The sequence below is a fragment of the Actinoplanes sp. NPDC049548 genome (genome assembly GCF_040676695.1).
Classification (GTDB): domain Bacteria; phylum Actinomycetota; class Actinomycetes; order Mycobacteriales; family Micromonosporaceae; genus Actinoplanes.
In genome coordinates, this window is sequence record NZ_JBFAPM010000004.1 from 75,629 (window position 1) to 94,705 (window position 19,077).

At 71.9% G+C, this 19,077-nt stretch carries 18 protein-coding genes; 4 read left to right on the forward strand and 14 right to left on the reverse strand.

The annotated features are described in order from the left end of the window. Positions 1–78: 78 nt before the first annotated feature. The 6 genes from AB0J80_RS10170 to AB0J80_RS10195 are packed head-to-tail and all read right to left on the reverse strand — an operon-like array spanning position 79 to position 6,303. Positions 79–1,104, reverse strand: a complete 1,026-nt coding sequence (locus AB0J80_RS10170; protein WP_364702817.1) for a hypothetical protein — start codon at positions 1,102–1,104, stop codon at positions 79–81. Further along, on the reverse strand, positions 1,101–2,066 hold the full coding sequence (locus AB0J80_RS10175) for a hypothetical protein (protein ID WP_364702820.1): 966 nt from the start codon (positions 2,064–2,066) through the stop codon (positions 1,101–1,103). The genes AB0J80_RS10170 and AB0J80_RS10175 overlap by 4 nt, the downstream gene beginning before the upstream one ends. A gap of 55 nt (positions 2,067–2,121) precedes the next feature. Further along, positions 2,122–3,702, reverse strand: a complete 1,581-nt coding sequence (locus tag AB0J80_RS10180; RefSeq protein ID WP_364702822.1) for a hypothetical protein — start codon at positions 3,700–3,702, stop codon at positions 2,122–2,124. Positions 3,703–3,717: 15 nt separating this feature from the next. Then, on the reverse strand, positions 3,718–4,758 hold the full coding sequence (pseI, locus tag AB0J80_RS10185) for a pseudaminic acid synthase (RefSeq protein ID WP_364702825.1): 1,041 nt from the start codon (positions 4,756–4,758) through the stop codon (positions 3,718–3,720). Then, positions 4,755–5,231, reverse strand: a complete 477-nt coding sequence (locus AB0J80_RS10190; protein WP_364703678.1) for a GNAT family N-acetyltransferase — start codon at positions 5,229–5,231, stop codon at positions 4,755–4,757. The genes pseI and AB0J80_RS10190 overlap by 4 nt, the downstream gene beginning before the upstream one ends. Positions 5,232–5,259: 28 nt before the next feature. Beyond that, entirely contained in the window at positions 5,260–6,303 is a 1,044-nt protein-coding gene (locus AB0J80_RS10195; protein ID WP_364702828.1) for a glycosyltransferase, read from the reverse strand. Positions 6,304–6,449: 146 nt separating this feature from the next. On the opposite strand from AB0J80_RS10195, the gene AB0J80_RS10200 reads away from it, so the two are divergent. Next, positions 6,450–8,732, forward strand: a complete 2,283-nt coding sequence (locus AB0J80_RS10200; RefSeq protein WP_364702831.1) for an EAL domain-containing protein — start codon at positions 6,450–6,452, stop codon at positions 8,730–8,732. A gap of 98 nt (positions 8,733–8,830) precedes the next feature. Next, positions 8,831–9,004, forward strand: a complete 174-nt coding sequence (locus AB0J80_RS10205) for a CsbD family protein (RefSeq protein ID WP_364702833.1) — start codon at positions 8,831–8,833, stop codon at positions 9,002–9,004. A gap of 53 nt (positions 9,005–9,057) precedes the next feature. Here the strand turns inward: AB0J80_RS10205 and AB0J80_RS10210 are convergent, their stop codons facing one another. Next, positions 9,058–11,247 carry an MMPL family transporter gene (locus AB0J80_RS10210; protein WP_364702836.1) on the reverse strand — a complete coding sequence of 730 codons (2,190 nt, stop codon included), beginning with the start codon at positions 11,245–11,247 and terminating at the stop codon, positions 9,058–9,060. A 98-nt stretch (positions 11,248–11,345) separates the two neighbouring features. On the opposite strand from AB0J80_RS10210, the gene AB0J80_RS10215 reads away from it, so the two are divergent. After that, on the forward strand, positions 11,346–12,053 hold the full coding sequence (locus AB0J80_RS10215; RefSeq protein WP_364702839.1) for an APH(3') family aminoglycoside O-phosphotransferase: 708 nt from the start codon (positions 11,346–11,348) through the stop codon (positions 12,051–12,053). Between the two features lie 4 nt (positions 12,054–12,057). Here the strand turns inward: AB0J80_RS10215 and AB0J80_RS10220 are convergent, their stop codons facing one another. The 6 genes from AB0J80_RS10220 to AB0J80_RS10245 form a co-directional block, all read right to left on the reverse strand. Next, on the reverse strand, positions 12,058–12,702 hold the full coding sequence (locus AB0J80_RS10220) for a response regulator transcription factor (RefSeq protein WP_364702842.1): 645 nt from the start codon (positions 12,700–12,702) through the stop codon (positions 12,058–12,060). Positions 12,703–12,717: 15 nt separating this feature from the next. Next, positions 12,718–14,034, reverse strand: coding sequence for a hypothetical protein (locus AB0J80_RS10225; protein WP_364702844.1), 1,317 nt, complete (start codon positions 14,032–14,034; stop codon positions 12,718–12,720). Position 14,035: 1 nt separating this feature from the next. Continuing rightward, positions 14,036–14,776, reverse strand: a complete 741-nt coding sequence (locus AB0J80_RS10230; RefSeq protein WP_364702847.1) for a hypothetical protein — start codon at positions 14,774–14,776, stop codon at positions 14,036–14,038. Positions 14,777–14,780: 4 nt separating this feature from the next. Continuing rightward, positions 14,781–15,089 carry a hypothetical protein gene (locus tag AB0J80_RS10235; RefSeq protein WP_364702850.1) on the reverse strand — a complete coding sequence of 103 codons (309 nt, stop codon included), beginning with the start codon at positions 15,087–15,089 and terminating at the stop codon, positions 14,781–14,783. 31 nt (positions 15,090–15,120) lie between these two features. Then, a complete protein-coding gene (locus tag AB0J80_RS10240; RefSeq protein WP_364702852.1) occupies positions 15,121–15,885 on the reverse strand; it encodes a hypothetical protein in 765 nt (254 codons plus the stop codon). Positions 15,886–15,986: 101 nt separating this feature from the next. Next, positions 15,987–17,090, reverse strand: a complete 1,104-nt coding sequence (locus AB0J80_RS10245; protein WP_364702854.1) for a serine hydrolase domain-containing protein — start codon at positions 17,088–17,090, stop codon at positions 15,987–15,989. A 128-nt stretch (positions 17,091–17,218) separates the two neighbouring features. Here AB0J80_RS10245 and AB0J80_RS10250 point away from each other — a divergent pair, with 128 nt between their 5' ends. Continuing rightward, on the forward strand, positions 17,219–18,502 hold the full coding sequence (locus AB0J80_RS10250; protein WP_364702857.1) for a sensor histidine kinase: 1,284 nt from the start codon (positions 17,219–17,221) through the stop codon (positions 18,500–18,502). On the opposite strand, the gene AB0J80_RS10255 is transcribed toward AB0J80_RS10250, so the two are convergent. Next, positions 18,499–19,011, reverse strand: coding sequence for a MarR family transcriptional regulator (locus AB0J80_RS10255; RefSeq protein WP_364702860.1), 513 nt, complete (start codon positions 19,009–19,011; stop codon positions 18,499–18,501). The two genes, AB0J80_RS10250 and AB0J80_RS10255, sit on opposite strands and share 4 nt — an antisense overlap. Between the last annotated feature and the right edge of the window lie 66 nt (positions 19,012–19,077).

Consider the following 19,077-nt stretch of genomic DNA (forward strand, 5'->3'; position numbering starts at 1 on the left):
CTGCGTCCGGTCCACCGCCGGCGGCCGGACGTCACTCGCGTTGGGCGTCCACTGTAGGCGAGTCTGGACTCCGGCGCCTCAGTCTCGCGTCTTCGCTCGGGGGCAGCATGCTGCCGATCCGACCGGAATGGTCGAATCGACAGAGATGTCGTGGATGGCGACGCCCGTAGCGCGTTCCATGAGGATCGGCGACCACGACTCGCCCGTGCCCGTTCCGCGCAGCCGGCAGTTGCGGATCGCCGTGTCGCGGTAGCGCAGCACGCTCACCACGCCGTCGATCTCGCTGCGGCCCCAGCCGGCGACGCGCACCGCGTACCGGGGGCCGTGCCAGCGGACGCAGACGTCCGAGATGTCGATGGCCGAGCCCACGTCGCCAGTGGTCACGAAGCGGTCGGTGTTGTCGCCGGGGAGCAGGCGGAAGCCCATCTCGACGTCGCGCAGGCAGGCGCCCTCGACCCGCACCTCGTGCACCGAGCTGAGGTAGAAGCCTTCGATGGCGTCGCTGACCCGCAGGTCCGTGACGGTGAGCCGGTGCGGGTGGTACGTCGGGCCGGTGATCGTCGAGACGTCCGTTCCGACGGCACCCCAGTGAACGGCGACGCCGGTGTAGCCGCCGCGGATCGTCAGGTCGTGCAGGGTGATATCGCGGACTGCGCCCATGAGCGCCACGCAGTTCGCGTGTTTCCCGGCCGGTCGTTCCACGTGGACGCGGCGGATGTCGACGCGGGCGATCCAGTCGGGGGTCGCCGCGTAGAGGTAGTCCCCCACCGTGATCGCGGTTCCTCGGTCACCGCCGTGCTCGCCCGGGTCGGCCGGTGGCGGGCGCAGGCCCAGGTCGCTGACCGACACGTCCGAGCCGAGGATGTGCAGGACGGGGTGCCCGGTGGTGCCCATCGACTCCAGCCAGGTTCCCGGCCGTCCGCCGTTCGCGCCGGCGACCTCCGAACCGCGGATGGTCCAGCCGCCGGGCACGCGGAGGCCGTCGCTGATCCCGTACGTGCCGGGTGGCAGCTCGAGCTTTCCGGCGGGCGCGGTCTCCAGCGCTTCCTGCAGCAGGCGGCGGTTGCGGGCCGGGTCGGCGCCGAGCGCCGGGCGGTGGATCATCGGTCCGGCACCGCGATGCGGCACGACAGCCCCCGGTCGCCCGGGTCGAGACCGATCAGGATCGGACCCTCGGCCGGAGTGGTCCGGCGCAGTTCGAGCGCTTCGGCTTCCCGCTTCACCAGCTCCAGATTCACCGGTACGCCGGTGAGCAGGTCGATCGCCCGCACACCGGTGCCGGCGCCCGGCCGCGACTTGTGCACCTCGGCGATGACGCGGGTGCCGGCGCGGCGGGCGGCCCGCAGGACCTTGAAGCCGGCGCGGGCGGGCTTGCGGCGGGTCAGCTTGGTCGACGGCGAGCGTGGCAGGGGCGGTGCCGGGGTGACCGGCGACGTCTCGAGCCGGAACCGTTCGGGGCCGCCGGGTGGTAGCAGCGCCAGGTCACCACCCGTGAAGCCGTCCGGCACCGGTGTTGCGGTTGTCGGCGGCTGTGCGCGTACCGAAATCTTGTCGATGCGGACCCCCAGCGCGGAACGCGCGGCGACCCGGCCGTGCACCCACTCGGGCCGCGGGGGTTCGGCGAGCTCGACCATGAGCAGACCGTCGCCGTCGAGCTCGGCCGCGGCCAGGTCGAACTCGACGGTGACCTTCGCGCCGCCGGCCCGGCGCAGACCCTGCCGCCGCGCCAGCACGGCGGCACCGCGCAGCTCGCCCTGCGCGCGGACCAGCACCACCCGGGGCAGTTCGGGGGCGAGGCGCGGCGGGCGCACCCGGTCGGACCACCATCGGGTGCCGGTCTCGTCGAGGTGGATCGCGACCGAGACCCGGGTCGGCACGCCGGGGCTGCTCACCTTGAGCCCGACGGCGCCGTAGTCGCCGGTCACCCGCCCGACGATCGCGGCGCCGCGGACCACCTGGTCGACGATGCACAGGCCGGGGTCGCGGCCGCTGCCCACCTCGACCGGCAGCCCCTCGATGACGTGCTGCGGCTCGTCGTAGTCGGTGGCGAACCAGGATCCGATCATGCCTGTACCTCCAAGGCGTGCCCTCCTGGCCCTTGCTTCGCTGCGGTGCAGTCGGTCACGCCGCGAAGTCCGTCCTGGTCAGCATCGGCTCCTTGCGCGTCCACATGCGCTCGACCGAGGCGAAGAGCGGATCGGCGTCGGCCTCGATGTGCCGGAACGTGGCACGCATGGTCTTGAGCAGGGTGTCCGCCGGCCAGACCTCCCACTGCGGCACCAGCGGCGTCACCACGTCGGTGCCGCTGCGGTACAACCACAGCCAGAGCCGGGCGCGCCGGACCTGCTCCTCGGTGACCAGGTCGGCGCCGTCGCGGATGGCGGTGATGCTCTGCTCGAGGGTCTTCCAGTACGCGTCCTGGTCGTCGACGACCGTGGAGAGCCCGCACGAGCTCCACTCCGACCAGCCCGCCTGGATCACCGGTATCCCGTACGCGGGCAGCTCGTTGCTGACGCTGCCCCGCACGGTGACGCCGAGGTCGGTGAGGCTCCACAGCGCGTTCTTGCTGAACGTGGCGCTGGGCCGGAACGCCATGTGCTTCACGCGCTTGTACTTCGCCGCGACGGAGTCGAAGAACCCGGTGGCGTCGTAGAGGGCCTGGCTCGGATGGTCGAGGAACAGCCACTGCGCGCCGGTGTTCTCCGCCGCGTGCGCCGCCGTGTCCGCGAACCAGTCGGCGAGGCTGGGGAAGAGCTCGCGGTTGGTGCCGAGCGCATCCGAGACCGCGTGGTTGAAAACGGTCACCACCGGCGTGGCCGGGTCGAAGCCCAGGCGGTCCACGACGTGGGTGCGCAGCCGGGCCCGCTCGGCGGGGTTGTTGAGGTCGACGGAGGCGGTGACGCCGCCACGCCACCAGCTCGGCCGGCCGAGGTTGACCTTGGCCCGCCAGGCGACCAGCTCGGCGGTGGGCCGCAACTGCTCGCGCCGGGTCCAGACCTGGGTCTCGAAGACGTCGCCGATCTGCCGGGTCAGCTCCTCGCGGAACGTGCCGGTGCCGGTGTCGGTCTCCGGGAAGAGCCCGTACGCCTTCAGGCAACCGGTCTGCTGGGTGTGGATGATCGGGATCCCGGCACGCCGGGCGGACTCGACCGCCAGCCCCCACTGGTCGTAGTCGACGTGGCTGGTCACGAGCGCGACCACGTTGCGCCGCATCAGCTCGTCGTAGAAGTCCGCGAGCCGCGTGGCGTAGGTGTGCCGCAGCTTGTAGTCCGCCCGCGACCGGTAGCCGCCCGGGAGCCGCGGCACCTTCGCCAGCCGGCAGTACGTCGCGTCGGTGTACGCGACGATCGTCTCGTCCTCCCGGGCCGGCGTTCCGGAACGGCGAACGCTGTCCCAGACGTCGATCACCTCGGAGGCGGCGAAGGCCTCCGCCACCTTGCGCACCACGTCGACGTCGAAGCCGCTCCACAGCGTCTTCATCCACTGGTCCTCGACGCCGGTCAGCACCACCATCCGCGCCGGGTGCAGGCGACGAACGGCGTTCGCGAACGCCAGGTTGCGCAGGTTCACGCGGATGTCCTGGTGGAACGCCTCCACCACGATCACCGCGTCGTCAGCCGGCCGGGGGAGGTTCTTCTCCCAGTACACCGTCGCCGCCTCCAGGAACCACTGGAGTTCCTTCGCGTTCGCGTTCAGCCACACCGTTCTTCGTGCCTCTCAGATCAGGTCCCAGGACAGCGGCGTGCCCTTGGCCGCGTCCCGCTGGAAGGTGCGCCCGAGCACCATGCCGATGGCGTCCGGGGCCAGGCCTCCGGTGGGGCGGATGGAGCGGACGTTCGCCTCGGTGAGCACGTCGCCCGCCTTGACGTCGGCCACCACGTACAGCGAGCGGCGGAAGCGCAGGCCCTCCTTCTCGGCCTCGGTCGGGCCGATGGAGGTGGTGCCCAGCGCCTGCCAGGCCCGCTCGCTCTCGACCACGAGGGCCGCGAGCTCCTGCGGCTCGAGGGAGAACGCCGAGTCGACGCCGCCGTCCCCGCGGTCCAGCGTGACGTGCTTCTCGATGAGACAGGCGCCGAACGCCACGCTCGCCACCGGTACGCCGATGCCGAGCGTGTGGTCACTCAGCCCGATCGGCACCCGGAACGCCTCGGCCAGCACCGGTATGCGCCGCAGGTTGGTGTGCTCGGGAGGCGCCGGGTAGGACGCGGTGCAGGAGAGCACGACGATGTCCGTGCACCCGGCGCCGCGGGCGGCGTCCACCGCGGCGGCGATCTCCTGCACGCTCGCCATGCCGGTGGAGATGATCAGCGGCTTGCCCGTGCCCGCGCAGAGCCGGATCAGCGGCAGGTCGGTGATCTCCGACGAGGCGATCTTGTACATCGGGGCACCGAGCTTCTCGAGCAGCTCCACCGCCGTCCGGTCGAACGGGCTGGAGAACGGCGTCAGACCCCGTTCGCGGGCCCGTTCGAAGATCGCGTCGTGCCACTCCCACGGCGTGTGCGCCCGCTCGTAGAGCTGGTAGAGGTACTCGTCGCCCCACAGCTCGTGACCCTTGGAGATCTGGAACCGCGGGTGCTTCACGTCGACGGTCATGGTGTCGGCCGTGTAGGTCTGGATCTTGATGGCGTGCGCGCCGGCGTCCGCGGCCGCGTCCACCAGGGCGAGGGCCCGGTCGAGGGAGCCGTTGTGGTTGCCGGACATCTCGGCCACGATGTACGGCCGGTGTCCCGCACCGATCTCCACGTCGTCGACGTTCACTGCACTCTCTCTTTCTCGGTCCACACCACGGTCTGCGGCGTACCGTCGATCAGCCGTTCGTAGCGCCTCGTCTCCCGGAACCCGAAGCGCCGGTGCAGGGCGAGCACCTGGGCGTTGGTGGCCAGCGTCTCGCCGCCGAGCCGGTCCAGCCCGAGGTCGTCGAAGGCGTACCGGACCGCGGCCTGCTCCAGCCGCATCCAGGCCGGCAGGAGGTTCCCGCCCAGGCCGGCCACGTCGAGGTAGAAGCTCCAGCTCGGCGGGTCCGCCCGCAGGTCGAAGAGCACGACGCCCCGATCCTGGAAGATCAGGATGTGCCGCCGGGGGTCCTTCATGGCGGCTTCCCACCACGTCGCGTGCTCCTCCGGCGAGATCACATGGGTGGTGAGGCTGACCGCACGGACATCCGGATGGTTGCGCCACGCGAGCACCGTGTCCCGATCAGCATCGACAGCAGCACGCAGCACCCGGGGCACACCTCTCACGTTTCTCCTCGTGGAGGCGTCACCGTATGGTCGCTGTTTGAGCCTGTTGTGGCGCCGAGGCGAGGGCCGGGCGAACCGCAGGTGACAGCTCGGGGTCGCGCCTGCCGATCCGGTACGCGTGCCGCAACCCCGCATACACGGGGTAGCTGCCCAGCCGGACCAGGCGGTGCTTGATCCCCGGGTGGCCCGGATAGTCGGCGGGCACGTAGCGGCGGTAGTGGGCGACGATGCGCCGGAAGAAGGCGCGGCGGCGGGCCGGGTGCAGGCGGCCGTCATTACCGGCGACCACCAGCAGGTGGTTGACCATCAAGGTGAACAACTGGTGACGCAGCCAGGGCTCGGGATCGCGGGCGGCGACCCAGGCGAGCATCCGGTCGTACTGGTCGAAGGCCTCGAAGTGCCGGTCGCTGCGGGTCGCGGTGATCGCGCCCAGCCGGCCGACCCGGTAGTGGTAGCAGACCCGGTCCAGCACCGAGATCCGGTCCGCGGCGATGAGCACCGGGTTGCTGAACGGGACGTCCTCGTACCAACCGGGCAGGAAGCGCAGGTCCAGCTCGTCGAGCAGGCCGCGGCGCACGATCCTGTTCCAGGCGGTGTGCTGGAGCTTGATGAGGCTGGTGAGCCGCGGGTCCTTGAGGACGCCGCTGCTGGCGTCGGGCTCGAGCCGGCCGTTCTCGTGGACGCGCAGATGGTCGACGAGCAGGACGTCGGGCCGCTCCGCGCGGAGGCGGTCCAGCACGGCGCGGACCGAGCCGGCCGGGAGCCAGTCGTCGCTGTCGACGAACCAGACGTACTCGCCGCGGGCCTCGGCGAGGCCGGCGTTGCGGGCGAGGCCCAGGCCCACGTTGTGGCTCAGGTGCACCACCCGCAGGTCGCCGTGGCGGTCCGCGTACGCGTCCAGCATCGTCCCGCAGCCGTCCGGCGACGCGTCGTCGACGGCGATCACCTCGACGGCCGCCGACTCCTCGGGGGTCAGCCCGGCGCGGATCGACTCGAGGCACTGGTACAGATAGCCCTCGACCCGGTACACCGGCACGACCACCGACAGCAGCACGGTATCCATACCGATCACGCTCGACCCCGCGGATGACGAAAGGTGAAACCCCGGTTGTCCGGAACGCGTCCGCGGTGAGGCGAGCCGCAATCTCTCACGCCGGGCTTCGCGCGACCGATGGGTGCGGTACCGAACCGGAAGTCGAGGGAGTGAGCGTGCACAAATCAGACCGGCTGCTGCGCGCCTCCGCCGTGTGCGCGCTCGTCGCGGCCCTCTGGTTCACCGTCAACCTGATCCACCCGGTGGGACCGCGGGTGCTCCTGTGGGTGCCGACCGCCGTGTCCGCCGCCTTCCTGGTCGCGGGCTTCGTGCGTACCGTCAGGACCCCGTCGCTGCTGCCCGCCACCCGGCGGTTCTGGCGGCATCTGACGGCCGCCGCGGTGGTCATCGGCATCGGCGTGTCCTCGCAGGCCTTCGACGTCCTGGCCGAAGAGGCGCCCCACGGGCCGCAGACCGGCCCGGTCATGCTGGTCGGTGCGGGTCTCGGCGTGCTGATCATCATGTACGCGCTCTTCCGGCTCCCGCTCGGCCGCCAGTCCCCCGGCGAGCTGCTGCGCGTGGTGCTCGACGCCGGCACGCTCATGCTCGCCGCCGCGGTGTTCCTCTGGCACTTCTCGACCCGGTCGGCGCTGCACAACGGCGACGACACCGGCATCTTCCTGTCGCTGCTGGTGACGATCATCGCCCTGCTGGCGGTGTTCGCGGTCGCGAAGTTCGTGCTGTCCAGCCACTCGCACGTCGACAACGAGGCCCTGCGCCTGCTCGCCGTGGCCATGTTCGTGGGCGCCGTCGCCCCCATGTTCCGGCCGTGGTTCGAGGCGGTCGACCCGCACCTGTTCCCCGACATGGTCAGCACGCCGTTCATCTACTACCTCGCCCTGCTCGCGGCCGCCCGCCAGCGCACGGCGCCCGGCGGCAAGCGCCGCGGCGTGGTGCCGGCCCAGCAGCGGTCGTTCAGCGTGCTTCCGTACGCCGCGGTCGCCGCGGTCGACGGGCTGCTGCTGTCCGTGACCTGGTCGGACGGCGCCGACGAGATGGTCGTCGTGGGCTCCGCCGTGCTGCTGACCGCGCTGGTGGTGCTGCGCCAGCTCACCGCGTTCCGCGACAACAGCCGGCTGCTGGCCCGCCTCGACCACAGCGCCACCCACGACGGCCTGACCCAGCTGCCGAACCGGGTGCTGTTCCACAGCCGGCTGGAGAAGGCCCTGGCCACCCCCGGCGACCGCCCGGTGGCCGTGGCGCTGATCGACCTCGACGACTTCAAGGAGGTCAACGACACCCTCGGGCACGAGGTCGGCGACCAGCTGCTGGTCGGCGTGGCCAAGCGCCTCGAGGCCTGCGTCCGCGCCGAGGACACCGTCGCCCGGCTCGGCGGCGACGAGTTCGTCGTGGTCCTCGACGACGCCGACCCGGCCGCCGCCGACCTGGCCGCCGAGCGGATGATGAACGCCCTGCGCCAGCCCGTGTACGCCGACGGCCACGAGCTGCCCATCCGGGCCAGCATCGGCATCGCCGACGGCCGCTCCGGCGACAAGCCCTCGGTGCTGCTGCGCCACGCCGACATCGCGATGTACGCCGCCAAGAACCTGCACGGCACGGCCTGCCTGCACTTCGACCCGAGCATGTCGGTCAGCGGCAGCGACCTCGGCACGGAGCTGCGCGACGCGATCGCGAACGACCAGCTGTTCCTGCTGTACCAGCCGATCGTCTCGCTGGACGACGGCCACATCATGGGCGCGGAGGCCCTCGTCCGCTGGGCCCACCCGGTCCGCGGCACGCTGGCGCCGGACGCCTTCATCCCGGTCGCGGAACGGACCGGCCTGATCGTGCCGCTGGGACACTGGGTCATGCGAACGTCGTTCGCCCAGCTCGCGGAGTGGAACGCCGTTCACGGCGACGCCGCCCCGCAGGTGCTGAACGTCAACATATCGGCCCGCGACCTGCGCGAGCCGGGCTTCGCCGAGCACGTGGCGGCACTGCTGACCGAGTTCGCCATCGCTCCCGAGCGGGTCGTGCTGGAGATCACCGAGACCATGGCGCTGGAGCCCGGCCCGTCGGTGGTCAACCTGCTCCGGCTGCGCAAGATGGGCGTACGCGTGTCGCTCGACGACTTCGGCACCGGCCACTCGACCCTGACGCTGCTGCACGACTGCCCGATCGACGAGATCAAGCTGGACCGCTCGTTCACCCAGTCCCAGGTCGACGACCGCCCGCCGGTCTCGGCCGCGGTGATCCACCTGGCGCAGGCGCTCGGCCTGCACGCGGTGGCCGAGGGCGTCGAGACGGCCGACCAGGCGGAGCAGCTGCTGTCACTGGGCTACATCGCGGCACAGGGCTACCACTTCGCCCGGCCGATGCCGCCGGCCCGCCTCAGCGAGCTGCTCGCCGCTAAGCAGTCCCTGATGCCGTCCACGGCGGAGACCGTCGCCACGGCGTGACCCGAAGGGTGTGCCCGAAGGGACGCGAGGTGCGGGGTTGCGGGGCCTGTGGCCGGGGTACAGGAGTCACGTAGGCATCGCTTCCCCGGGAGGTTTCCATGGGCACCGACGACAAGATCGACAACAAGGCCGAGGAGCTGGGCGGCAAGGTCAAGGAGGGCGTCGGCCGGGCGACCGACGACGAGAAGCTCGAGGCCGAGGGCAAGGCCGACCAGAGCAGCTCGAAGCTCAAGCAGGCCGGCGAGAACATCAAGGACGCCTTCAAGAGCTGACCCCCTCGCACGGCGAAAAGGGCGACCGCCACGGCGGTCGCCCTTTCGCGTGGTCAGGCGGCGGGCACCAGTTCACGCTCCTCGCCCACCCCGGCCGCTGCGACCGGCGGCGGCTCGTGCGCCACCTGAGGGAGCCAGCCCAGCCAGCGCGGCAGCCACCAGTTCTTCTCGCCCAGCAGCGCCATCACCGCCGGCAGCAGCACCGCCCGGATGATCGTGGCGTCCAGCAGCACCGCGGCCGCCAGACCGACCCCGAGCTCCTTGGTCGAGATCAGCGGGAGCGTCGCGAACAGGGCGAACACGGCCACCATCACCACGGCCGCGCTGGTGATGACGCCGGCCGTGCCGCCGATGCCGCGGGCGACAGCGTCGCGGGTCGACAGGCCGCGGTCGTGTCCCTCGCGGATGCGGCTGAGCACGAACACGTGGTAGTCCATCGACAGTCCGAACAGGATGATGAACAGGAAGAGCGGCATCCAGTTGGTGATGCCGCCGGCCGCCCGGAAGTCGAGCAGCGACTCGAAGTGGCCGTACTGGAAGACGTAGACCAGCATCCCGTACGCCGCGGCGACGGAGAGCAGGTTCAGCACGACACCGGTCGCCGCCACCACGACCGAGCGGAACGAGACGAGCAGCAGCAGGAACGCCAGGCCCAGGACGAAGCCGAACACCCACGGCAGCGACGCGTCCAGCCGGCGGTTGAAGTCGACGCTGCTCGCGGTCTCGCCGGTGACCGCCACCGTCGCGCCCGGGAGCTTGCCGAACGCCTGCGGCGCCACGGTCGCCCGGAGGGTTTCGAGCGCTTGTTCGGACGTACGGTCGCTGCCGTCGCCGGGAAGGCCCACCGACACGACCGCGACCGTGCCCGCGGGATTGACCCGCACGTCGATCGGCTCGCGGAGCCGGCCCGTGGCCTGCGCGGCGCGCTTGAAGCCGGCCAGCGCGGCCTCGAACTCGGGCCCCCGGACGGTCGTTGCCTGCACGACCACCTCGGCGGGCGAGGTCTCGCTCGGGAAGGCCGCGTTGATCCGGGTGAAGGCCTGCACGATGGGCGCCTTCGGGGACAGGTCGCCCAGGCCCTCGCCCTTGGTCCGCAGGTCGAGCATGGGCGCCGCCAGCGTCGCGAGGGCCGCGACCGCCACCACGGCCGACAGCAGCGGCTTCGCGAGGACGACCCGCAGCACCGCGTTCCAGACCCGGCCCTCGGAGCGCCGCCGGTACAGGCCCGGGAGCTTGATGGCGTCGACCCGGTCGCCCAGGGCCGAGAGCAGCGCCGGCAGTACGGTCAGCGAGCCCAGCACGGCGGTGGCCACCACGAGGATCGTGCCGACCGCGAAGCTCTGGAACGTCGCGTCGTACGTCAGGAACATGCCGGCCATGGCGACGATCACGGTGAGGCCGGACACCCAGATGGAGCGGCCCGAGGTCTGCGCGGCGATGACCAGGGCGCGGTGCGGATCGGCGCCCTGGCGGCGCTCGTCGCGTTCCCGGCGGATGTAGAACAGGCAGTAGTCGACGCCGACCGCGAGGCCGACGAGCAGCATCACGTGCATCGTGGTGTCGACGGCCGGCACCAGGCGGCTCGCCCCCGCGAGCAAGCCGACGGCGCCGACCACGGCGGTCACGGCGAGGCCGACCGGCAGCAGCGCGGCGACCACCGCGCCGAACGCGACCAGCAGGATGCCGAGGGTGATCGGGATGGACAGCATCGACAGGCGGTTCAGACCCTCGTCGAGCGAGTCACCGATGAGCTTGTCGCCGCTGGCGTCGCCCGCCTCGGCGACGTAGAGGCCCGGGTGTCGCCCCTGCACCCCGGCGATGGCGTCGAGCAGAGGCTGAACCCGGTCCTTGGCGGTCTCGGGGTCGCCCTTCACGGTGAAGGGGATGAGCGTCGAGGCCCCGTCCGGCGAGACCAGCGGGTCGCTGACGTCGGCGACCTCGGCCCGGGCCTTCAGCGTACGGGTGACGTCGGCGACCGCAGCCTCGCGGCGCGCACCCTGGACGATGACCATCTCCCCGGCCGGTTGCACGGGGAAGCCGGCCTGCTCGACGATCCGGTCGGCCCGGCCCGACTCGCCGTGCCCCTGGTCGCCCGCCGTGGCCTCCCGGGTTCCCAGCTGTCCACTGAGGATGGTGATGCCGACGACGAAGGCGATCCAGCCGAGGATCGCCAGAGTGCGGTGCCGGGCGCTCCACACGGCGGCACGTGCCGCGATTCCGGTGACGTTCTCCCTGTGCTTCATGCCCACTGACGCTAGAAATCCGGGGACGCCGAAACGACCCGGCCAGCCACCGGGTGCCCGGTAGGGCTAGCACCACCACCGAGTGCGACGCTTGCTCGATGTGGGAGACGGTGACGACCGGCCTGTCCGGCGCGGTGGTGACCCGCCGGGCCGGGGTCTACCGCAAGACGTCCGACGACGCCGGCCACGATCTCGTCGCCGAGGGCGAGCGCCTGACCTGGCTGCGTGCGGCCGGCATCCCGGCAGCCGAGGTGCTCGCCTGCCGCCCGGGCCTGCTCGAGACGGCCGAGGTCCCGGGCCGGCCTGCGAGCGATCCCTGGCCCGCGGCCGACCGGCCCCGGGTGGTCGACGCGCTCGCCGAGCTCACCTGCCGGCTGCACGCGCTGCCGGTAGCGGAGTGCCCCTTCGACCGGCGGCTGGCCGTCACGGTCCCGGAGGCGCTCGCCGCGGACGTCGCGCTGGACATGCTCGACGACGAACGCGCCGGCTGGTCGCGCGAACAGCTCGTCGAACGGCTGCTCGCCACTCGCCCTCCGGACGAGGACCTGGTCGTCTGCCACGGCGACCTGTGCCTGCCGAACGTTCTGCTCGACCCGGTGACGTTCGAGGTGACCGGCGTGATCGACACGGGCCGGCTGGGCGTCGCGGACCGCTGGGTGGACCTGGCCTTGACGACCCGGTCGCTGGAGGACGACATCAACCCGCAGTTCGGCACCGGCGACGCCGACCGCTTCCTGGCCCGGTACGGCATTTCGCCCGACCCGGCGAAGCGGGACTTCTACCGGTTGCTCGACGAGTTCTTCTGACCGGTCAGCTCTGCAGATAGGTGAGCACGGCCAGGACGCGGCGGTGCTGCTCCTCGTCCGGCGGCAGGTCGAGCTTGGTGAAGATGTTGCGGACGTGCTTCTCCACCGCGCCCTCGGTCACCACGATCTTGCGGGCGATGGCGGTGTTGGACCGCCCCTCGGCCATGAGACCCAGCACCTCCCGCTCGCGCGGCGTCAGGTTGCGCAGCGGGTCGTCACGCCGGCGCCGGACCAGGAGCTGACCGACGACCTCGGGGTCGAGCACGGTCGCGCCGCCGGCCACCCGGCGCAACGCGTCCAGGAAATCCCGCACCTCCGAGACCCGGTCCTTGAGCAGGTAGCCGACCGCGCCGAGCCGGTCGGCCAGCAGGTCGTCGGCGTACTCGACCTCGACGTACTGGGACAGCACCAGAACCGGGCTTCCCGGCACCCGCTTGCGCGCCTCGACCGCCGCGCGCAGCCCCTCGTCGGTGTGGGACGGGGGCATGCGCACGTCGACGATGGACACGTCGGGCTCGTGGGCGACGATCGCGTCGACCAGGGACGGGCCGTCTCCGACGGCCGCCACGACGGTGCAGCCGTTCTCCTCCAGGAGCCGGACCAGGCCTTCCCGGAGGAGAACGGCGTCGTCGGCGATCACCACTCGCATGCGACGAGCCTAGACTCAGCGCCCCTCGCCGTCGTGCTCGCCGGGCAGGGCGCTGTTGCCGATGCCGCTGGCATGCCGGTGCAGGCCGGCCGCGGCGCCGGTGACCGCGCCCGTCGCGCGAGCCGCGCCGCCGGCCGCGGCACCGCCGGCGCGTACCGCCTGCCCGCCCCAGGCCGCCGCGGCTCCGGCGCCGGCCAGGATGCCGCCGACGGCCCTTCTCGTACCCGAGACCTCGCCGCCGCCACCGGACGCGGAGCCGCCCGACGCGGAGCCGCCGCCCCCGCCGGACGTGGAGCCGCCGCCACTGGACCCGTTGCCGCCACCGGATGCGCGTCCGGCGGCGGCCGCGCCTGCACCGGCCGCGGCGGCAGCGCCGCTGACCCGGGCACCGGCCGCCTGCAGGCCCTTGCCGCCCGCGGCCAAGCCCCGGCCGCCACCCGAGACGACCTTGGCGCCGGTGGCGGCGGCCCCCGCCGCCGCACCCGCGGCACCGGCCGTGGCGCTCATCCCGTCACCGGACCCGAGGGCCGCTGCCGCCGGGACGACGAGCCTGAGGAGGGCGGGCAGCGCCACCGCGGCCAGCAGCAGGACGCCGCAGCCGGCGATCTTCTGTTCCTTGGCGTCGCCCCCGGAGGCGTTGATCATCACTGCGCCCGCGTACAGGATCAGGCCCGTGGCCGGCTTGAACACCAGCCAGGCGACCATCCAGGCGATGTGCTTGCGCCACCACGAGGATCCCCACTCGGTCATCGACGCGGCGGCCGCCAGCGGGAGCGTGCCGGTCAGCAGCGTCATCACGCCGAGGCGGATGTACATCAGCATGATGTGGATGATGCCGGCGAGCAGCAGCAGGATGCCGACGATGATCAGCAGGAAGGCGGTGAGGCCGTCCGTCCCGCACTGGGAGATGATCGCGAGCTGCTGCTTGACCCCGGCGTCGTAGAGATGCTGCGTGTACGAGTCCGCCTGTTTCGCGAGCCAGCCGAGCACGACCCAGGACGCCGCACCCACCACCAGCATGCGGACGAGCCCCTTGAGCGCGGTGGTGCCGGGCTGACCCCGGCGTTCCAGCGCCATCCGTATCGCGGCGAACAGCAGCGAGGCGACGGCGATGCTGACCGCGAGCCAGTTGATCTGGTCCTTGATCGAGTTGTTGGTGCCCTCGCTGCTCAGCGTGCCGACGTCGGCCATGTCGCTGAACAGGTCGATGGCGGCCCCCATGATCGCGTTCGCGATGTCGTTGAGGATGCCGTCGATCCCGTCGTCGAAGAAGTCCGCGACCTTGCCCAGATCACCGATCCAGACGACGTCGCCGACCGCGCACTCGGCCATCTCACACTCCCCACATCACGAAGCCGTCCCCGGCCTTGGCGGCGGTCACCCGGGTGTGCAGGTCCCCTGTGGACAGGGGCCGCAGCTTCCAGTCCACGCCGTCCCACGCCACCGTGTAGTCGGTGTACGCGTAGACCGTGTCCCCCTGCCGCAGGAGCAGCCGGACGGTGGCCAGCTCGGGCGAGTAGGTCATCACCATGAACCCGGCCAGCGCGATCGCCGTGTGCTGCGGCTTCGTCTGCTGCAGCGAGGACCGCATCGCCTCGAAGATGTCGCGCGCCGGACCGGCCACGACCTGCTGCTGCGTGGCGGTACGCCAGTCCTCGCCGCTCATGTGCCGCGGGATGACGTGGGCCGCCATCACCGCACCCATCGGCGTGTGCGCGAAGCACCACAACAGCGGGCCGGCGGTCAGCAGCGGGCCGGCGGACCGCGACAGCGGCACCCGGGCACCGTTCAGCGTTCGCCAGGTGACGTCGCGCGGCGGCCGCGTCGGGGCGTCCTGGTCACTGTCGTCGGTGCGGCACCCGCCGGGTCGCGACCCGTCCGGGCCGAGCTGCCCGATCAGCGGCCCGGACAGCGCCCGCCGGTCGGCGTCGGCGTCACCCGGGCCGCCCAGGAGCACGGCCACGAGGCCGGCGCAGAGCACCACCGCGAGGAAGGCCGCCGAGAGCTGCCAGCCGCGCTGCTGCCAGAAGGGACGGTCGTCCGGTTCGTCGTTGCGGGTCCACAGGGATGCCACAGGATCAGCCGGCTTGCTCGAAGACCCACGAGACGGTGGGACCGGCGGCCGCGACGAGGATGCAGCCGCCCAGCACCATGCCGAGCCGGCTCATGTGCTCGGAGCTCTCCCCTCGCTTGTGGGAGATCGCCATCATGATGCCGGTGACCAGGACGCCGACGACGCCCGCCGCGGTGCCGGCCCAGGCCAGCAGGTTCAGCGCCACCTTGACCGCGCTCGACAACTTGTCCGGTGCGGCTCCGCCACTGTCCGGCTGGGGCACCTCGGCGAGGATCCGGGAGGCCGCGCCGTAGTAGAAACCGGAAACGCTCATGTCTCTTCTCCTGTGAAATGGGGGGGTGGCGTCAGTTGCCGAGGTTGAGGAATTCGACGATCGGTCCGGCGGAGAGCGCGAGGAGGCAGGCGGCGCCGACATAGACGAAGCCGCGCCAGTGCTCGCTGAACTCCCCCGGTTCACCGCGGCGCAGCTGCAGGGCCATGTTGACGCCGGTGATGATGAGCCCGGCCACGGCGGCGGCGGTGACGCACCAGGCCAGGAGGTTGAGGATCGACATCGTCGGGTCGTTGGGATCGCCGGTGTTGATCGCGTACGGCTTCATCGGCGGTATCGAGAACGACTGGACGTTGATCGGGGCGTCGCAGTCGAGCTTGCCGGCGTGCAGGATCCCCGAGATGTTGCAGCTGTGCGCGCCGGTGACGAGGATGTTGTCCTTCGTCTTCGAGGTGTTCCCGAGACCGGTGATCATCTCGAAGTCGACGTAGACCGAGTCGCCCGGCGTGTAGGGGATCGACAGCGAGAACGAGCCGTCGGTGACGCCCTTCCGGCCGGAGCACTGCCGGTCACCGTTGCCGCCGTTCCGCTCCCGCATCGAGGTGGTGCTCTTCAGACAGATGATCTTCGTGTACGCCTTGGTGTGGTCGAAGTGGACGGTGTATTCGCCCTTGCCGTGGGTGGGTTCCTGGCGGGCGATCGCGTGGGGCCGGTCCAGGGCCGACGCGGGTGTCGACGCCGCGACGCCCAGACCGACCACCCCCAGGGCCACCAGGACGACGGCGCCGATGGCACGCCACGGCCTCCCGGTGGATCCGCCCTGCCTCGCGGTGTCCATCAGCGCCCCACCTCTCCACTGTCGTCCGGCCGGATCCTGTGCACGCACAACGGGCACCCGGCGACCGTGGTTCACGGACGCGTCGAAATTTCTGCGGCGGGTCAGCGGGCGGCGGCCGCCGCCTGGATGAGGCCGGCGATGCTTTCCAGCGGGTCGTCGTGGTCCCCGCTGAGGTGGTTCCTGGTCGCCGCTACCGCCAGTCCGAGGTCGGGGTGGAATCCCGTCAGGCCGCCGCCCGCGCTGCTCCAGCCGAGGCGCGTGCAGCCCGGCCGGGCCGCGAAGCCGAGCGTCTTCGGCAGCTCGGCGCCGGTCGTCCAGTCGGGGCCGTCGGTACGCACGGCGCTGACCGTCGCCAGACGCTCCGGGGAGATCAGCCGCACGCCGTCCACCTCGCCCATGAGCGCGGCGTAGACCCGGGCGATGCCCCGCGCGCTGGCGACCGCGGTCGACGGGATGTCGGCGCGCAGCAGGTCCCGGCGGTTGGCGAGGGCGGCGTCGGGGCGTACGGCGGGCGGGTACACGCGGTCGAAGTGCTCCACCCGGGCGCTGAGCCGGTCCAGCGTCGCCGACCAGCTGCGGTCCTTGAGCCGGGCGACGCGGTTCACGAGCTCCGGCGGTACGCCGAAGAACAGCTCGCGGTCGGCGCCGAGCGGGCGGGCGATCTCCTCGGCGAGCACCCAGCTGATCGGCCGCTGGGTGACCCGGCGGACCACCTCGCCGACGAGCCAGCCGTACGTCCACTCGTGCAGGCCGTGCCGCGTCCCGGGCTCCCACACCGGCCGCATGCCGGCGATGGACCGGCACATCTTGTCCCAGTCGAGCAGGTCCTGCGGCATCGTGTACGACGGCGGGCACGGCACCCCGGCCGCGTGCAGCAGGGCGTCCGCCAGTGTGGTGTCCTGCTTGCCGTGCCGCCCGTACTCCGGCCACACGTCGGCGATGCGCAGGTCGTAGTCGAGCTCGCCCCGCTCGGCCAGGACGTGCACGACCGCGCTCGTCAGACCTTTGCCGGCGGAGTAGTTGAGGAACGGGGTGTCGGGGGTCACCGGCGCACCGGTGGACTCGTCGGCGAGCCCGGCGGCTGCGTTGACGATGAGCCGCCCGTCCAGGTAGGCGGCGACCTGCAGCCCGATCTCGCGCCCGCCGGCGACCAAAGCGTCGAGCCGCCGCTGCACCTCGGCCTGCAGCCCGGTCCACTCGCCCACGAGGTCAGCATCGCGCACGGGTCCGGCCCGCAGCGGCGAATCCCCGCCTTCGGTGGGGTTAACCCTACTGTCGTTCGGGCGGTCAGCGGGATCGGTCGGGAGGCGTACGGTGACTAGCGTCTTATCCCATGACCACCAGCACCGCCGTCCGGCGTCTCGCGCGGCAGATCGGGCTCGACACCCAGTTCATTTTGCTCGGCTTCCCGCTGGGCATCATCACGATCGTCCTGTGCGTGACCGGGTTCGCCCTCGGCCTGGGCACCGCCGTCATCTGGGTCGGCGTTCCCGTCCTGCTCGGCACCCTGATGCTGGCGCGCGGCTTCGCCACCGTCGAGCGGGCGCGGATCGGCCCCGTTCTCGGCCGGCGGCTGCCGCACCCGTACTACAAGCGGGCCGGCGCGGGCGCGAGCTTCGGCAAGCGGGTGCTCACCCCGCTCACCGACGGCCAGGCGTGGCTGGACCTGGTGCACGCCGTGTTCCGGTTCATCCCGAGCACCATCGCGTTCTGCTTCGCGGTGACCTGGTGGGCGGGCACCCTCGGTGGGCTGACCTTCCCGCTGTGGGACTGGTCGATCCCCCGCGGACCGGACAACAGCGACCTGCCGGAGCTGCTCGGCATGGGCGACGCCTGGTCCACCCGGATCATCTTCCACATGGCCCTGGGATTCTTCTTCCTGGGCACGTTGTATCCGGTGCTGCGCGGCACGGCGCTGCTGGAGGCGCTGTTCGCCCGGGCGCTGCTCAGCGGTGTCACCGAGCTGCGCGAGCAGGTCGCCGAGGCGGAGGCCGCCCGCGACACCGCCCAGGCGCAGAAGGCGGCCGCCGTCTCGGCCGAGGCGATCGCGTTGCGCCGGCTCGAGCGTGACATCCACGACGGCCCGCAGCAGCGGCTGGTCCGGCTGGCGATGGATCTCGGCCGGGCCGAGCAGCAGTTCGCCACGGATCCGGAGGCGGCCCGGGCCACCGTGGCGGAGGCGCTGGCGCAGACCCGGGAGACGCTGGACGAGCTGCGCGCGCTGTCCCGCGGAATCGCCCCGCCGATCCTGGTGGACCGGGGCCTGCAGGCGGCCCTCACCGCGCTGGCCGGCCGCAGCACCATCCCCGTGGACCTGGACGCGCCGCCGATGTCACGGCTCGACCCGGCGGTGGAGACGACGGCGTACTTCGTGGTGGCGGAGGCGCTCACGAACGTGGCCAAGCACAGCCATGCGGCGGAGGTGCAGGTCAGCGTCCGGAGCGCGCCGACCGGCCTGCTGATCACGGTCGCGGACGACGGGGTGGGCGGGGCCAGCCTCGCCAAGGGTCACGGCCTGGCCGGGCTGGCCGACCGGGTCGAGGCGGCCGGCGGGGTGATGAACGTCGAGAGCCCGGCGGGCGGCGGCACGACCCTGACGGCTGTGCTTCCGCTCTAGTCGGCGGGCTTGCGCGCCCCGGTCGAGCGCCGGGGCGCGGCCGAGCGTGGCGGTACGGTCCGCATCCGGTCTCGTACGCGGCCCAGGATGTCCGTGATCGCCGCGATGTCGTCGCGGGTCAGCGTGTCGAACAGCAGCCGCTGCACCACCTCGATGTGCCCCGGCATGACCTTGCCGAGCCGCTCCCGGCCGCCCGGGGTGAGGGTGACGACGGTGCTGCGTTCGTCGTCCTCGGCGGGCGCCCGGGTGATCAGCCCGGCGTTCTCCAGCTGCGCCGCCTGGTACGTCAGCGCGCTGCGGCTGTAGACCAGGCCGTCCGCGAGATCGGTCATGCGCAGATGACCCCGGGGCGAGCCGGCGAGCCGGGCCAGGATCTGGAACTGCGGGCCGCTCAGCCCGCCGTCGACGCGCAGCTGCTGCTCGACGGCGTGCTCGAGGAGACTGCCGACCTCCTTCAGCGCGAAGTAGGCGGCGAGCTGTTCGGCATCGAGCGGCGTGGCATCGGTCACGCCCCATTCTACTTGCTTCGAATTCGAAGCGTGCTACGGTCGCGGAGTGCTTCGAGTTCGAAGCAT

Excerpts from the sequence above, each read along its gene's own strand:
- AB0J80_RS10170 (WP_364702817.1), bottom strand. The coding sequence starts at position 1,104 with ATGATCCACCGCCCGGCGCTCGGCGCCGACCCGGCCCGCAACCGCCGC.
- AB0J80_RS10175 (WP_364702820.1), bottom strand. The coding sequence starts at position 2,066 with ATGATCGGATCCTGGTTCGCCACCGACTACGACGAGCCGCAGCACGTC.
- AB0J80_RS10195 (WP_364702828.1), bottom strand. The coding sequence starts at position 6,303 with ATGGATACCGTGCTGCTGTCGGTGGTCGTGCCGGTGTACCGGGTCGAG.
- AB0J80_RS10205 (WP_364702833.1), top strand. The coding sequence starts at position 8,831 with ATGGGCACCGACGACAAGATCGACAACAAGGCCGAGGAGCTGGGCGGC.
- AB0J80_RS10210 (WP_364702836.1), bottom strand. The coding sequence starts at position 11,247 with ATGAAGCACAGGGAGAACGTCACCGGAATCGCGGCACGTGCCGCCGTG.
- AB0J80_RS10215 (WP_364702839.1), top strand. The coding sequence starts at position 11,346 with ATGTGGGAGACGGTGACGACCGGCCTGTCCGGCGCGGTGGTGACCCGC.
- AB0J80_RS10220 (WP_364702842.1), bottom strand. The coding sequence starts at position 12,702 with ATGCGAGTGGTGATCGCCGACGACGCCGTTCTCCTCCGGGAAGGCCTG.
- AB0J80_RS10225 (WP_364702844.1), bottom strand. The coding sequence starts at position 14,034 with ATGGCCGAGTGCGCGGTCGGCGACGTCGTCTGGATCGGTGATCTGGGC.
- AB0J80_RS10235 (WP_364702850.1), bottom strand. The coding sequence starts at position 15,089 with ATGAGCGTTTCCGGTTTCTACTACGGCGCGGCCTCCCGGATCCTCGCC.
- AB0J80_RS10240 (WP_364702852.1), bottom strand. The coding sequence starts at position 15,885 with ATGGACACCGCGAGGCAGGGCGGATCCACCGGGAGGCCGTGGCGTGCC.
- AB0J80_RS10250 (WP_364702857.1), top strand. The coding sequence starts at position 17,219 with ATGACCACCAGCACCGCCGTCCGGCGTCTCGCGCGGCAGATCGGGCTC.